The 14,226-nt window shown below is 64.8% G+C and carries 14 protein-coding genes; 10 read left to right on the top strand and 4 right to left on the bottom strand.

Translation table 11 applies throughout. The features are described from left to right. Window positions 1-77: 77 nt before the first annotated feature. Window positions 78-941 carry a helix-turn-helix domain-containing protein gene (locus GA566_RS21110; protein ID WP_137923710.1) on the bottom strand — a complete coding sequence of 288 codons (864 nt, stop codon included), beginning with the start codon at window positions 939-941 and terminating at the stop codon, window positions 78-80. A gap of 197 nt (window positions 942-1,138) precedes the next feature. Here GA566_RS21110 and GA566_RS21115 point away from each other — a divergent pair, with 197 nt between their 5' ends. The 5 genes from GA566_RS21115 to GA566_RS21135 all read left to right on the top strand — a co-directional run bounded on the left by GA566_RS21115 (window position 1,139) and on the right by GA566_RS21135 (window position 5,239). Continuing rightward, entirely contained in the window at window positions 1,139-1,432 is a 294-nt protein-coding gene (locus GA566_RS21115) for a type II toxin-antitoxin system RelE/ParE family toxin (RefSeq protein WP_137923711.1), read from the top strand. Beyond that, entirely contained in the window at window positions 1,429-1,779 is a 351-nt protein-coding gene (locus GA566_RS21120) for a HigA family addiction module antitoxin (RefSeq protein ID WP_237380557.1), read from the top strand. The genes GA566_RS21115 and GA566_RS21120 overlap by 4 nt, the downstream gene beginning before the upstream one ends. A 123-nt stretch (window positions 1,780-1,902) precedes the next feature. After that, window positions 1,903-3,216 (top strand): hemolysin family protein, encoded by a 1,314-nt coding sequence (locus tag GA566_RS21125; RefSeq protein ID WP_137923712.1) that lies wholly within the window; start codon window positions 1,903-1,905, stop codon window positions 3,214-3,216. A 405-nt stretch (window positions 3,217-3,621) separates the two neighbouring features. Continuing rightward, window positions 3,622-4,980, top strand: coding sequence for an EAL domain-containing protein (locus GA566_RS21130; protein WP_160473937.1), 1,359 nt, complete (start codon window positions 3,622-3,624; stop codon window positions 4,978-4,980). A 127-nt stretch (window positions 4,981-5,107) separates the two neighbouring features. Next, window positions 5,108-5,239, top strand: coding sequence for an entericidin A/B family lipoprotein (locus tag GA566_RS21135; protein WP_137923714.1), 132 nt, complete (start codon window positions 5,108-5,110; stop codon window positions 5,237-5,239). A 120-nt stretch (window positions 5,240-5,359) separates the two neighbouring features. Here the strand turns inward: GA566_RS21135 and eda are convergent, their stop codons facing one another. From eda to GA566_RS21150, 3 genes are read right to left on the bottom strand one after another with little or no spacing between them, the layout of a single operon-like run. Next, entirely contained in the window at window positions 5,360-6,001 is a 642-nt protein-coding gene (gene eda / locus GA566_RS21140) for a bifunctional 4-hydroxy-2-oxoglutarate aldolase/2-dehydro-3-deoxy-phosphogluconate aldolase (protein ID WP_160473938.1), read from the bottom strand. A gap of 58 nt (window positions 6,002-6,059) precedes the next feature. Then, window positions 6,060-6,995 carry a sugar kinase gene (locus GA566_RS21145; protein ID WP_160473939.1) on the bottom strand — a complete coding sequence of 312 codons (936 nt, stop codon included), beginning with the start codon at window positions 6,993-6,995 and terminating at the stop codon, window positions 6,060-6,062. Between the two features lie 19 nt (window positions 6,996-7,014). Continuing rightward, window positions 7,015-8,283, bottom strand: coding sequence for an amino acid deaminase (locus tag GA566_RS21150; RefSeq protein ID WP_160473940.1), 1,269 nt, complete (start codon window positions 8,281-8,283; stop codon window positions 7,015-7,017). 123 nt (window positions 8,284-8,406) lie between these two features. On the opposite strand from GA566_RS21150, the gene GA566_RS21155 reads away from it, so the two are divergent. The 5 genes from GA566_RS21155 (at window position 8,407) to GA566_RS21175 (ending at window position 14,175) form a co-directional block, all read left to right on the top strand. Further along, window positions 8,407-9,312 carry a MurR/RpiR family transcriptional regulator gene (locus GA566_RS21155; RefSeq protein WP_160473941.1) on the top strand — a complete coding sequence of 302 codons (906 nt, stop codon included), beginning with the start codon at window positions 8,407-8,409 and terminating at the stop codon, window positions 9,310-9,312. A gap of 2 nt (window positions 9,313-9,314) precedes the next feature. Next, entirely contained in the window at window positions 9,315-10,775 is a 1,461-nt protein-coding gene (locus tag GA566_RS21160; protein ID WP_160473942.1) for an amidohydrolase family protein, read from the top strand. A 30-nt stretch (window positions 10,776-10,805) separates the two neighbouring features. Beyond that, window positions 10,806-11,192, top strand: a complete 387-nt coding sequence (locus tag GA566_RS21165) for a RidA family protein (protein WP_137923720.1) — start codon at window positions 10,806-10,808, stop codon at window positions 11,190-11,192. A 174-nt stretch (window positions 11,193-11,366) separates the two neighbouring features. Further along, a complete protein-coding gene (locus tag GA566_RS21170) occupies window positions 11,367-12,725 on the top strand; it encodes a GntP family permease (RefSeq protein WP_137923721.1) in 1,359 nt (452 codons plus the stop codon). A 268-nt stretch (window positions 12,726-12,993) separates the two neighbouring features. Beyond that, window positions 12,994-14,175 (top strand): ABC transporter substrate-binding protein, encoded by a 1,182-nt coding sequence (locus GA566_RS21175; RefSeq protein WP_137923722.1) that lies wholly within the window; start codon window positions 12,994-12,996, stop codon window positions 14,173-14,175. Window positions 14,176-14,226: the final 51 nt, after the last annotated feature.

Below are 14,226 nucleotides of genomic sequence, written 5' to 3' on the forward strand. Positions count from 1 at the left end.
TGCAGGCGCCCGAAAACCGGGGCAGCAACGGCCCGGCGATAGTAGCACGGTTGTGCTTTTATGACAGCGGCGTCATTTCAGGCCTCGGTGGCCAGCGCCTCGAACACGTGACGGGTGGCGTCATCGGCAGGGTAAAAGCATTCGATCCGTAACTCCTGCAGCGTGATGTCCTGCGGAATGCCAAGCGTGGTCAGCGTCGAGAACAGGGAGATGTGGAAATCGCCCGTGCGCACGACGACGGGCAACACGGGCGGCAACGGGCCTTCGGCAGCGTCGTCTTCGCCCAGCAATACGCCGCCCGGGCCGACCATGTCCGGATGCCACGCCGCAATCCGCTCGAAGATCGCGCGGGCGGTCTGGTCATGGGCCTGCACCTGCAGCTCCTGCGCCACCCGCCGCAGCAGGTAGCGCCCCACCTGCCGGGCGTTCTCGATGAGCGGCCACAGGCCGTCGGGGTCGAATACAGCCAGCATGAGATTGATGCGACCACCCTCGGAACCATCAAGCGTCGCCACGCGTCGGCCCGCCATCAGCTTGCCGAGCATGCGGCGATACGCCTGGTTGGCATCCACGAGATACCAGAAGCGGTCGAGCACCACGGCGGGATACGGCTCCTGCTTGGACAGGATCAGTCCGATGGCGTGGCGCACCATTTCCATCGGCGGCGAGGCCAGTGCGTGTTCGCTGTAGGCGGGCGCGAAGCCGCCCGCCAGCAACAGCCGGTTGCGCTGGCGAAGCGGCACGGCCAGGCGATCGGCCAACGCCAGCACCATCTCGCGGCTGGGGCGGGCACGCCCGGACTCCAGAAAGCTGATATGCCGCTGCGACACCCCGGCTACCTGTGACAACGCGTGCTGGCTGTAGCCGCGCTTGCCGCGCCAATAGCGCAGCATGTCCGGAAAATCGATGGCGGTCTCGGAGTTGGGTGTGAGCGTTTCCATGGCGTCCATTTCAGCATGGCGGTGGCCGTACGGCGACTACCTGGCAGGTAATCGTATTGATTCACGCGGCATCGTCAAGGCCGGTCTGATCGCCGGTTCGGAATTCGGCTGGCTTTCAGAATCGTCCCATATCGTTCGGGTTGCGGCCGACCTAGGATGGGGACTCCCTCACCAACCCTTCATCGAACCGCCCGCCCATGATCCGTACCCTCGCCAACAAGGCCACCGCTGCCGTGTTCCACGGCCATTTCGTCTACACACTACCGATTCCCATCCAGCAGGCCGCGCGCCGCAAGCTCGACATGCTCGATGCCGCGGCATCGCTGACGGACCTGCTGGCGTCGCCCGCCAACCGGCTCGGGCCCATGCGCGGGCGTCATCGTGGCCACTGGCATCTGCGGATCGACTCGGGGTGGCAGGTGCAGTTCCGCTACGCCAACGACGGCGCCTGGGACGTGGCCATCGCGGCCTGCGATCCGGAGGACGAATGATGCCGATCCCACGCGACAAGCTATTCCATACGGATTTCAGGCCATTGGCCACCGGCGAGCCGATCTGGCCCGTCCCGCCCGGCACCATCCTGCACCGCGAGTTCATGCTGCCGAACCGTCTCGATTCGCGTGGCCTTGCCGTAGGGTTGCGCGTACCGGTGCAGAGGGTCGAGAGCATCGTGGCCGGCAACCGCGCGATCTCTCCGGAGACCGCACTGCGGCTGGCACGATTTTTCGGCACATCGGCTGAATTCTGGACCCGGCTCGACGGAAACTACGCACTGCGCATGGCACGTACCACGGCGGGACCGATCGTGGATCGCGATGTCAAACCGCTGCCGGCATGATTTGTGCGTGCTTGCAAACGCCCTTTTATCGCGTGATGTGTTGGGCACAGCACGCAGGGTCGGTCACATGCCGATGGTATGCTCTGATTTTTCAATTCCCGCGCGCACAGGGCGCGCATCCTGATGGAAATTGCCATACTGCTGGCACTCATTCTGCTGAACGGCCTTTTCGCCATGTCCGAAATCGCGCTTGTCACGGCCCGCAGGGCCCGGCTGCAGCGCCTGATCGAGGACGGCGATCGCGGTGCGATGGAGGCCGTCAAGCTCGGCGAAGACCCCACCCGCTTCCTGTCCACTGTCCAGATCGGCATCACATCCATCGGCGTGCTCAACGGTGTGGTCGGCGAATCCGCCCTTGCCTCGCCGCTGGGACTCTGGCTGCAGGGCTTCGGCCTGCCGGCCACGACGGCCGGCTACACCGCGACGGCAATTGTCGTGGCGGGCCTGACCTATTTCTCGATTGTGCTGGGCGAACTGGTGCCCAAGCGCCTGGGACAGATGGCGCCCGAGAAGATTGCGCGTCTCGTGGCCCGCCCCATCGCATTCCTGGCCGTGGCTTCCACGCCGTTCGTCAAGCTGCTGTCGGGCTCCACGCAGCTCGTGTTGCGCCTGCTTGGCGTCAAGATGGACCGCGGCCCCGCCGTGACCGAGGAAGAAATCCACGCGCTGCTGGTGGAAGGCTCCGAAGCGGGCGTGATCGAGCATCACGAGCACACGATGGTGCGCAACGTGTTCCGGCTGGATGACCGCCAACTCGCTTCGCTGATGGTGCCGCGCGGCGACGTGGTCTACCTCGACATGGAGTCCACCGAGGAAGAAAACCTGCGCCGCATCGAGGAATCCGATCATTCGCGCTTTCCGGTGGTCCGGGGCGGCATGCACGACATTCTTGGCGTGGTCAGCGCCCGCCAATTGCTGGCGCGGCGCCTGCGCGGCGAGAAAGCGGACCTGACCGCCGTGCTGCAGGCCGCTGTCTTCGTGCCAGAGAGCGTTACCGGCATGGAACTGCTGGAGAACTTCCGGTCCTCCGGTGGCCAGATCGCGTTTGTTATCGACGAATACGGCGAGGTGCTCGGCCTGGTCACGCTGCAGGATCTGATTGAAGCGATTACCGGCGAGTTCAAGACGGAAACCGCTGGCGAAGAATGGGCCGTGCAGCGCGACGATGGCTCGTGGCTGCTCGATGGTTTGATTCCGATCCCCGAACTGAAGGACCGGATCGGCCTGCGTGCCGTGCCTGAAGAGGACAAGGAGCGGTATCACACGCTGTCGGGCATGCTCCTGCTGCTGCTGGGCCGGTTGCCGATGACGGCTGACGCGGTGCAGTGGGGAGAGTGGAAATTCGAGATTATCGACATGGACGGCAAGCGGATCGACAAGGTATTGGCATCCCGCGTGCCACCGGACGATGGCCCCGAGCCTGAGACCACGGGCTGACGCGTAGCCAAAGCCAAAACCAGAAAAAAACGGGCGCCTCATGCGCCCGTTTTTTCGTTTTTCTCATTTCGCACGTCACGGCTCCCTCGCGCGAATATCGCGATTCAACGGCGACGGTCAAGACAACAACCGCTACAACTTTGGGGCCGTTGCGAGAAATCAAATATCGGTGCGGCGCCCCACGCACCTCGGCATAGCAGTTTTCCGAATCTGCTCGGGCCTGACTTATGATCTGGCTGAACAGCGAGGCGCCGGTATCAACGGGGCCGCAAGGTCACAACAAACCAACCAGCATTGAGAACGAGTGGCGCCACTAGAGCGCCACCGTATGACGTATGAACGGGAATGCAGTCCGGGTATCGCCGGCCAATTCGATACAGATGAACGCGCCAGCATCACTCATCAATGGATCCTGATCGCCACGCCAATCCGCCACGCGGCGAAGGTGCGGACGAGGACCGTTCCGCCGACACGCCGGGTGGCGCCCTGCAGCCGGCATCCTTCCTTGCCGCGCTCGAGGAGCATCGTGCCCAGTTCGGGGCGACGCACTCCCTTGCGGTGCTGGTGATCCGGCTGGATCGCTTTGCACATGCTTGCGACACCATAGGTCCAAACCGCGTTCACGCGCTGCGCGCCCAGGTGAAGTCGCGCGTGGCCAGCGTGGCCGCGATGCCGGTGGCCATGCACTGGCTTGGGCCGGCCGACCTGGGTCTGGCATGCCTGTTGCCGGACGCTGATGCCGAGGCCGACGGCGCGCACCATGTCCGCGACCTCAGCCAGTTGATTGCGAGCGCGCTGACGCGTCCGTACCACGTGGACGGCTTCGAGGTGTTCCTGTCCTGCAGTATCGGCGGCGCGGTCGATCAACCGGACACGGGGGTGGAGCGACATCTGCAACTGGCCTTCGACGCGATGCTGCAGGTGAACAAGCGCGGCGGCGATGGCATCCACACCGCTATCCAGCCTGCCACGCCGCGTCTGGCCACGCTCCTGGCGGCACTGCCCGGCGCCATCGGCCGAGGCGAGATGAGCCTGCAGTTGCAGCCGCGCGCCCTGCTCTCTTCAGGCGTCATCACGGCCTACACCGTGCGGCTACGCTGGCAGCATCCCGTGCTGGGCCGCGTGGCGCCACAGGATTTCATGCCCGCCGTCGAAACGCTGGGCCTGATCAACGAAATCGGCGGCTGGACATTGCAGCAGTTGCTGCAGCTGATTTGCGAAACGGCGTCGATCGGCCCGATGCAGTTCACGCTACTGGCCACGAGTTCGCAATTGCAGGCCGACGATACGATCTGCATGCTACGCCGCGCCATCGACGCGTGTGGCCTGCCGCCCGGTCAGATCTGCGTCGAGGTGCCGGTCGGCATCGTACCGGACTCCCACGTCGCCACCGAAAAGGCCCAGCGGCTGCGCGACGGCGGCATCGGCATCGCATTGGCCGACTTCACGGATGATGCGACCAGCCGTCGCGCGCTGACGCTGACGCGCCCGGACATGGTGATGCTCGATGCGCGCCACCTTGGCAGCGCTCACCTGCACCCCGACCTCTCGGCCAGGCTGCAGGCGGCCTGCGTGTGGGCGAAAGCCCAGGGCACGACGGTGTGTGCCAAGGGACTCGAAACGCAGGCCCAGCTCGACATCATTCGCGGCTGGGGCTGCGACAGCATGCAGGGATACCTGCTGGCCCAGCCTTTCCCCGCCACGTGGCTGGCGCAGACGCATATGGCCGTGGCGGAACGCGCGCGGCGTCTGCTCGCGCCCTAACCCGATATGGACGGGACCGTCTGTCAGAGATTTTCGTATTTACACATTGGCACACATCATGCATCGACAGTGGGTGGGGCGACGATAAAATGTGCCCACTTCCTACTATCCCTGAAAGGAGCCACTGATGAAGAAAGGATGGATCTGGTGCGTACTGGTTGCCACGCTGATGGCAGGTTGCAACACGATGTCCGGCCTTGGGCAGGACGTGCAGAAGGGTGGCCAGAAGCTCGAAAACTCGGCCGAGAAGTCGAAGTAATCCCCTCGCAGACTTGAAGGAAGAAAGGGCGCCACTGGCGCCCTTTTTGCATTGCCCAACGCGCGCGTCAATCCGTGCGGCGTTTGTATTTTTTACCGATACGGAGATCCCGAACGGCTATCAGGCTTTGCGAAGTTGCGCTGCCTCTTCCGCCAGCTTGCGGATGCGACCCCAGTCCTTGGCTGCGACCGCATCCTTCGGCACCACCCACGATCCACCAACGCACACCACGTTGGGCAGCGCCAGATAGGTGGATGCCTTGGCCAGGTCGATGCCGCCGGTCGGGCAGAACTTCAATCGCGAGAGCGGACCGTAGAGTGACTTCAGCATCGGCACGCCGCCAGCCGCTTCGGCCGGGAAGAACTTCAGGAACGAGAAGCCCGACTCCAGCGCGAACATGGCTTCGCTGGCCGTGGCCACACCCGGCAACAGCGAAATCCCGGCGCCCTGCGCGCCTTCCGCCAGTTTCTGCGTCAAGCCCGGCGACACGGCAAACTGCGCGCCCGCATCGCGCACGGCGTGCAGTTGCTCCAGCGTCAGTACCGTGCCGGCACCCACCACGGCCTGCGGCAAGGCCTTCGCCACCGCCTCCATGGCCTGCAGCGCCACGGGGGTACGCAGCGTGATTTCGAGCATGGGCAGGCCACCGGCGACCAGCGCCTCGCTGACGGCCAGGGCTTCCTCCACCGAGTGGTACTCCAGCACCGGGATCACCGGGACGTTGGTCAGGCGGGCGAGTAGCGGAGAGGGTTGGATTTGCATGACGTATGAATTCGATTGAGCGATTGTTCGATGAGTGTCTGGACCCGGCGATGAAAGGTCAGGCAATCACGGAGATGTTTTGTTCCAGCCGGGCGAGCACGGTGTCTGCATGCGGGATCGGCGCCACGGCGCCATAGCCGGTGGTCGAGAGTGCTGCGGCCACATTGGCATAGCGAGCCGCCTCGAATGGATCGGCGCCGGCGGCCAGCCGCGCGATAAAGCTGCCGCCAAAGCAGTCACCCGCGCCCGTGGCATCGAGCGGCTTCACCGGATACGGCGCCACCAGTGCGCGTGATTCGGGCGTGGCCACATAGCTGCCCTCCTCGCCCAGTTTCAGCGCAATGATCTTCACGCCGCAGGCGAGCAGGTGATCGACGATGGCATCGCGGTCGTCGAGGCCGGTGAGCACGGTGATGTCGTCCCAGCTTGGCAGGCAGACATCGGTCAGCGCAAACGCCTCGCGCATGATGCCGCGCGCGCGGGCCAGGGACCACAGGCGCAGCCGCAGGTTGGTATCGAGCGAGACCTGCACGCCGGCCTTGCGCGCGTGTTCCATCGCGGCCAGCCCTGCGTCGCAGGCGCTCGTGCTGATGGCCAGGCTGATGCCGGAGAGGTGCAGGTAGCGAGCCTGTGCGATGGCCGCCAGCGGCAACTGGTCGTGGTGATAGCGGCTCGATGCCGAGCCCGCGCGCAGGTAATCGAAACGATGGCCGTGATTGTCGTGCGAGACGAAATAGACGCCGGTTGGAGAGGCCGTGTCGATGTGCACGTGGCGGGTATCCACACGCTCATGCGTCCAGAGTGCCAGCAGGCGCTCGCCGAAGCTGTCGCTGCCCACTGCGCCGACGAAGCCGGCGCTGGCGCCCTGCCGCGCGGCGGCAATCGCAAAATTGGAGGTATCGCCACCGAAGCCCTGCAGGTAGCGCGAGGGGTCGTCTGGCTGCTGGTTGAACTCCACCAGCGGTTCGCCGTAGGCAAGAATGTCGATGCTCATGTCGCGTGCCGCTCCCGGTTCAGAAGAAGGTTTGCACGATGTCGATGACGCGCAACTGGCCATCCAGCACGGGGATATGGCGCCACTTGTCGAACGTCAGGCATGGATGCGAAATGTCGAAGGCAATCATATCGCCGACGCGGATATCGTCGCCAGCTTCGATTTCGAGATAGGCGTGCTGGTCCATCATCCCGGTCACCTTCCAGTGCGCCGCCGTCGCCATCGGCGCTTCCGTGCCCGGACGGTAGATCTGCGCGGGCACCGGCATGCCGGCATCGAACGCCGCATCGCGCTTGCCCAGGCCGATGATGGCGCGTGTCGGCTCGGGAATCGACTGCACGTACGCCCACAATTGCAGCGCGGGCAGCAATCCCTCGCGCATCTTCTGCGCCACCGGATTACTGCTCAGGATACGCTCCTGCGCCGCGCGGTAGATGCCCACGTCATGCGTCAGGTAGCAGCCCGGACGCAGCACGATGTCGATCGGCGCGCCGATCTCGGTGCGCGCGAACTCCTCGGCCACCACGTCGTACCACGCAGAGCCTGCGCCCGACATCACAACCGGGCTACGCCCGAACCGGCCCGCCGCAGCCAGTTCGCGCGTGACCGCGACGGTGCGCTGCAGGAAGCGGCGGATATCGGCTTCCTGCGACAGCACGCCTTCATAAACTTCCACACCCGCCAGCACCAGCGTATCGGGCCAGCGCGATAGCGCTGCGAGGACTTCGGCTTGCTGCGCCGCGTCGCGCACGCCCGTGCGACCGCCTTCCACGCCCAGTTCGAGCAGCACCTGAAGTGTCTGGCCACGTGCGTGGAAGAACGCGCCAAGCTGATCCGTCAGCGCGGCCGAATCGACCAGTGTGAAGAATTCGAAGTCCGGATCGCGCAGCAGATCGGCCACGATCTCCATATTGCGGCGCCCCACCAACTGATTCGCCATCAGCACGCGCTTTACACCGTGTGCGGCAGCGGCAGCAGTCTGTTGTGCAGTGGCCAGCGTGATACCCCAGGCACCCTCGGCGAGCTGGCGCGCGAACAACTTCGGCGCCATGGTTGTCTTGCCATGGGGCGCGAGCTGCACGCCATAGGCGCCCATGAAATTGCGCATCCACGAGAGGTTGTGCGTGAGCCGTTCTTCATAGAGCACGGCAGCCGGCAGGCTGAGTTCCTCGGCCAGCAGTTTCCAGCCCGGCTGGGCAGCTTCGGATGGGGTCAGCGGTGCGTCCAGACGGCCCAGCGCCTTGTTGAGCGGATCGATCATTCCGGTCTGGTACTTTATTTCACGCATCGCTGACATCACCCTGTCAAAATTCAATTGACGTAATGATAGCCTTGAAATTACGATATTTCACCCTTGTTATAAAGTAACATGCGTTGCCGGCGATGACCGGTGCCGCCCGCCACCCCGACCATGACAGCAACCTTCGACATCCTGACCCGCATTGCCGAGCGCGGCCCGTCGCTGCGTCTGGCCGAGCAAAAGGTGGCGCAGGTGATCCTGGAGGATCTGGCCGGCGCGGCTGCAGCCAGCATCAACGAACTGGCACGCAAGGCGGCGGTGAGTGAGGCCAGCGTCACGCGCTTTGCCAAGGCCATTGGTTGCCGCGATGTGCGCGACCTCAAGCTGCGGCTGGCACAAGCCACTGCGGTGGGCACGCGTTTCCTGCAGCCCGCCCCCGCGCTGACCGAGGCAGACACGCCCGCCACGCTGACCGATCGCATCCATACCGATGTGCTGACCACGCTGGAGGTCAATCGCAAGCTGATCGACCCCGCACGAATCGATCAGGCCGCGCGCCTGTTGCTCGGCGCACGCATGGTCTACGCTTTCGGGATGGGTGGCGGCTCCACTTTCATGGCCGACGAGGCGCGCTTCCGGCTGGCGCGGCTGGGTCAGCCCGTGGCCACATATCAGGACGCCCTGCTGCAAAAGATGGTGGCGGCCACGCTGACGCGCGACGACGTGGTGCTGGCGTTCTCGGCCAGCGGCAACGTGCCCGAGATGCTGGCCAGTTGCGATACGGCGCGCGAGTACGGCGCGCGGTTGGTCGCCGTGACCGCGCTAGGTTCGCCACTGGCGGCGCGCGCCGACGTGCTGCTGCCGGTGCGCACGCTGGAAACCGATTTCATTTTCAAGCCGTCGGCGTCCCGCTACGCGATGCTGCTGGTGATGGACGTGCTGGCCACCCAGTGCGCGCTGCTCCAGCAGGAGCAAAGCAAGGAAAAGCTGCGACGGCTCAAGTACGTGCTCGACGTCCATCGCGGCGTCAGCCAGGACAGCGACGGCCCAGATAGCCGCCAGCCGCTGGGAGACTGACCATGCCACACCTGTTCGATACCCTGATTCGCGCCGTGATGCTGCTCGACGGCTCCGGCGCTGCCGGCCGCATGGCGGATGTGGCGCTGCGCGATGGTCGCATTGCCCGCATCGACGAGGCCGGCACGATCGATCCGGATACCGCGTCGCACGTTGTGGAAGGCCACGGGCTGGTGCTCTCGCCCGGTTTCATCGACGTCCACACGCACGACGACACCAACGTGGTACGCGAACCGGCCATGACGCCGAAGATCTCGCAAGGCGTGACCACGGTGATCGTCGGCAACTGCGGCATCAGCGCCGCGCCGGTGACATTGCCCGGCGATCCGCCCGACCCGATGAACCTGCTCGGCCGTGCCGAGGCGTTCCGCTACCCGGATTTCCGCACCTATGTCGATGCCGTGAACGCCGCGCAGCCTTCGGTGAACGTGGCGGCGCTGGTAGGGCATACCGCGCTGCGCAGCAACCACATGGACCGCTTCGACCGCGTGGCCACGGCGGAAGAGATCACCGCCATGCGCGGCCAGCTCGAAGAAGCCCTGGCGCATGGCGCATTGGGCCTGTCCACGGGGCTCGCCTATGCCAACGCCTTCCACGCGCCCACCGACGAGGTGCTGGCGCTGGCCGAGCCGCTGGCCGATGCCGGCGCGCTCTATGCCACGCACTTGCGCAGCGAATTCGCCGAAATCCTCGACGCGATGGACGAGGCGTACCGCATCGGCCGTCACGCGCGCGTGCCTGTAGTGATCTCGCACTTGAAATGTGCGGGCGTGCCGAACTGGGGACGCAGCGGACAGGTGCTGCAATCGCTGGAAGCGGCGCAGCGCTGGCAGCCGGTGGGCTGCGACTGCTATCCGTACACGGCCAGTTCCTCGACGCTCGATCTGAAACAGGTCACCAGCGACTTCGACATCCAGGTCACGTGGTCCGAGTCCCATCCCGATCAGGGCGGACGGCTGCTGGCCGATATCGCCACGGACTGGAACGTGGACCTGCACGAGGCCGCGCGCCGTCTGCAGCCGGCCGGCGCGGTCTATCACTGCATGGAAGATGCCGATGTGGACCGCATCCTGAGCCACCCGGCCACCGTGGTGGGTTCCGATGGACTCCCCAACGATCCCCTGCCCCATCCGCGCCTGTGGGGTGCGTTCCCGCGCGTGCTGGGGCATTACGCACGTGACCGCGAACTGTTTCCGCTGGCCGTGGCGATCAACAAGATGACCGGCCTGTCCGCCGAGCGCTTCGGGCTCACCGAACGCGGCTTCGTGCGCGAAGGCTACTGGGCGGACCTTGTGCTGTTCGACGCGGCCACCATCCGGGACGCCGCCAGCTTTACCGACCCGATGCAGCCGGCCGAGGGCATCGCCGCCGTCTGGGTCAATGGCGAGCTGTCGTGGCAGCACCGCGAAGCCACTGGCATACGCGCCGGGCGCTTCCTGCCGCGTGGCGCACGCCCATCCTGATTTCAGAACATACAGAGCAAAGGAGTTTCCATGGATATCAAACGATTCGGCGTAGAAGGCGGCACGGGCCAGGGCGGCTCGCACATGCCGTTTGCACGCGCGGTGCAGGCGGACGGCTGGCTGTACGTCAGCGGCCAGGTGCCGATGGTCGATGGCGAAGTGGTGGAAGGCAACATCGTCACGCAGACGCATCAGGCCATCAAGAACGTGTTGGCCATCCTCGCCGAAGCCGGCTACGGCCCCGAGCACGTGGTGCGCTGTGGCGTGTGGCTGGACGATGCGCGCGACTTCCCCTCGTTCAACAAGATCTTCAAGGAATACTTCGGCGCCAATCCGCCGGCCCGCGCCTGCGTGCAGTCGAGCATGGTGGTGGACTGCAAGGTAGAAGTGGATTGCATCGCGTATCGCAAGCCCTGATTCAGTCCCGACCTGATTTTTTGATTTGAGCGCCTGCCCTCCGCAGGTGCTGCCGGCGAGCCAGCCGGCGCACACAACGATTTCATCAACCCGCCGCGTTCGCAAGAAATCGCGGCTTTTTCATAGCGAGAGCGGACCGTCCTCAGGCCGGCACCCGCGACAAGGAGACGAGACATGGGTGCCGTTACGGGAACCACGCTCTTGGTGTACGCGCTGATCGCGGTGATCGCGCTGGTGATCCTCATTGCCAAATTCAAACTGAACCCGTTCATCACACTCGTGGTGGTGTCGGTAGCCCTTGGCTTTGCCGTGGGCATGCCGATGGGCGATATCGTGAAGTCCTTCGAGGCCGGGGTCGGTGGCACGCTGGGACACATCGCGCTGGTGATCGGCCTGGGCACGATGCTGGGCAAGATGATGGCCGAATCCGGCGGCGCCGAGCGCATCGCGCTGACGCTGATCGACTTCTTCGGCGAGAAGAACGTGCACTGGGCCATGGTGGTCATCGCGTTCATCGTGGGCTTGCCGGTGTTCTTCGAAGTGGGCTTCGTGCTGCTGATTCCCATCGCGTTCAACGTGGCCAAGCGCACGAACACGTCGATGATCCTGGTCGGCATCCCGATGGTCTGCGGCCTGTCCGTGGTCCACGGCCTGATCCCGCCGCACCCGGCCGCGCTGCTGGCTGTGCAGGCGTATGGCGCCGACATCGGCAAGACCATCATGTTCGCGCTGATCGTCGGTATTCCCACCGCGATCATCGCCGGACCGCTGTTCGCCAAGCTGATCGACAAGCATATCCAGCTGCCCGCCGTGAACCCGCTGGCCGAGCAACTGACCGAGGAAGGAGAGAACGCGCGCGCGGGCAACCTGCCGGGCTTCGGCATCACGGTCCTGACCATCCTGCTGCCGGTGTTCCTGATGCTGATCGGTAGCTGGGCAGACCTGATTGCCACGCCGAAGACCTTTGCCAACGACTTCCTGAAGCTCATCGGCAACTCGGTGATGGCCCTGCTGATCGCTACGCTGTTCAGCTTCTACACGTTCGGCAAGATGCGCGGCTTTACCCGTGAGTCGATCCTGAAGTTCACCAACGAGTGCGTGGCCCCCACGGCCATCATCACGCTGGTGGTGGGCGCGGGCGGCGGCTTTGGCCGCGTGCTGCGCGACTCGGGGATCTCCACGGCCATCGTCGACGTGGCCAACAACGCCCACGTCTCGGTACTCGTGCTGGGCTGGCTGGTGGCGGTGATGATCCGCATCGCCACGGGTTCGGCCACGGTCGCCATGACCACTGCAGCCGGCATCGTTGCCCCCATCGCCGCCAGCGTGCCGGGCACCCGCCCCGAACTGCTGGTGCTGACCACGGGCGCCGGCTCGCTGATCCTCTCGCACGTGAACGACGGCGGCTTCTGGCTGGTGAAGGAATACTTCAACATGACCGTGGCGCAAACGTTCAAGACGTGGTCCGTGGCGGAAACGATTATCTCGGTGGTGGCGCTGTTGTTTACGCTGGCGTTGTCGACGGTGGTTTGAAGCGTCTCTCCCGCTGCATGTTTTTGGTTCCCCTCTCCCGCCTGCGGGAGAGGGGTTAGGGGAGAGGGCGGGAGGTTCTGCTTGCCGACCTGTCGCAATTTGCACCGCTTTGCCCTCTCCCCCAGCCCCTCTCCCGCCATGCGGGAGAGGGGAGCAAACCGGCAGAGATTGCCGATCACCGGGCAAACCCGATTGCCCGCCTCCCCTCCCCCCCTCTACACTCCCCACTCGATGCAGCCCTACAACACTGCACTTTCGGGAGATCTCCATGACGTTCAGTCTGCTGCGGCGCGCCATGCTGGCGTGCGGCGCCCTTGCCGTTCTCGCGCATTCCCCGTTGTCCCATGCTGCCGATCCCGTGAAGATCGGGTTGATTGCGCCGTTCTCGGGCAGCTTTGCCGACTACGGCAAACAGATGGAAGGCGGTATCAAGGCGTGGCAGCAGATCCACGGTGACACCGTGGCGGGCCGCAAGGTGCAGATCATCGTCAAGGACACCACCGGCCCCGTGCCCGAGGTAGCCAAGCGGCTGGCGCAAGAACTGGTGGTGCGCGACAAGGTGGACGTGCTCGCCGGTTTCGGCCTGACCCCCGAGGCGCTGGCGGTGGCGCCCGTGGCCGAGCAGGCCAAGAAGCCGATGGTGATCTTCAACGCCGCGTCCTCGATCATTACCACGAAGTCGAACTACATTGCGCGCGTCTCGATGACGCTGCCGCAGATCTCCGCGCCGATGGCCACCTGGGCCGTGCGCAACAACGTGAAGAAGGTGGTCACGCTGGTGGCCGACTACGCGCCGGGCATCGATGCCGAGACCGCGTTCAAGACCAATTTCATCGGCGGTGGCGGCCAGATCGTGGAATCGATCCGCGTGCCACTGCGCAACCCGGAGTTCGCCCCGTTCATCCAACGCATCAAGGACGCCAAACCCGAGGCCGTCTTCCTGTTCCTGCCGGCCGGCGAGCAGGGCGTGGCCTTCATGAAGGGATTCCGCGAGCGCGGGCTGGCCGATGCCGGCATCCGCGTGATTGCCACGGGCGACCTGACCGACGACCACGTGCTGCCCGCCATGGGCGATGCCACGCTGGGCGTGATCACGTCGTTCCACTACTCCGCCGCCCATGATTCGAAGGAGAACCAGGCGTTCCTGAAGGCGTTCGCCACGGCCAATCCTGGCGCTGGCCGGCCCAACTTCATGGCAGTGGCCGCGTTCGACGGCATGGCTGCCATCTACGAGGCGCTGAAGAAGACTAACGGCGCCACGGACGGCGACAAGTTCCTGGCTGCGCTCAAGGGCATGAAGCTGCAGAGCCCGCGCGGCACCATCACCATCGACCCCGCCACGCGCGACGTGGTGCAGACCGTCTACATCCGCAAGGTGGAAAAGCGCAATGGCGAGCTCTACAACGTGGAGTTCGACAAGTTCGATGGCGTGAAGGACTCGGGCAAGTAACCCTTTCCGGCACGCTGCAGGGATAGCCGGCGACTATCCCTGCAGTAAAAA

It is taken from the genome of Cupriavidus sp. SW-Y-13, assembly GCF_009793345.1.
In the GTDB taxonomy this organism is placed as follows: domain Bacteria; phylum Pseudomonadota; class Gammaproteobacteria; order Burkholderiales; family Burkholderiaceae; genus Cupriavidus.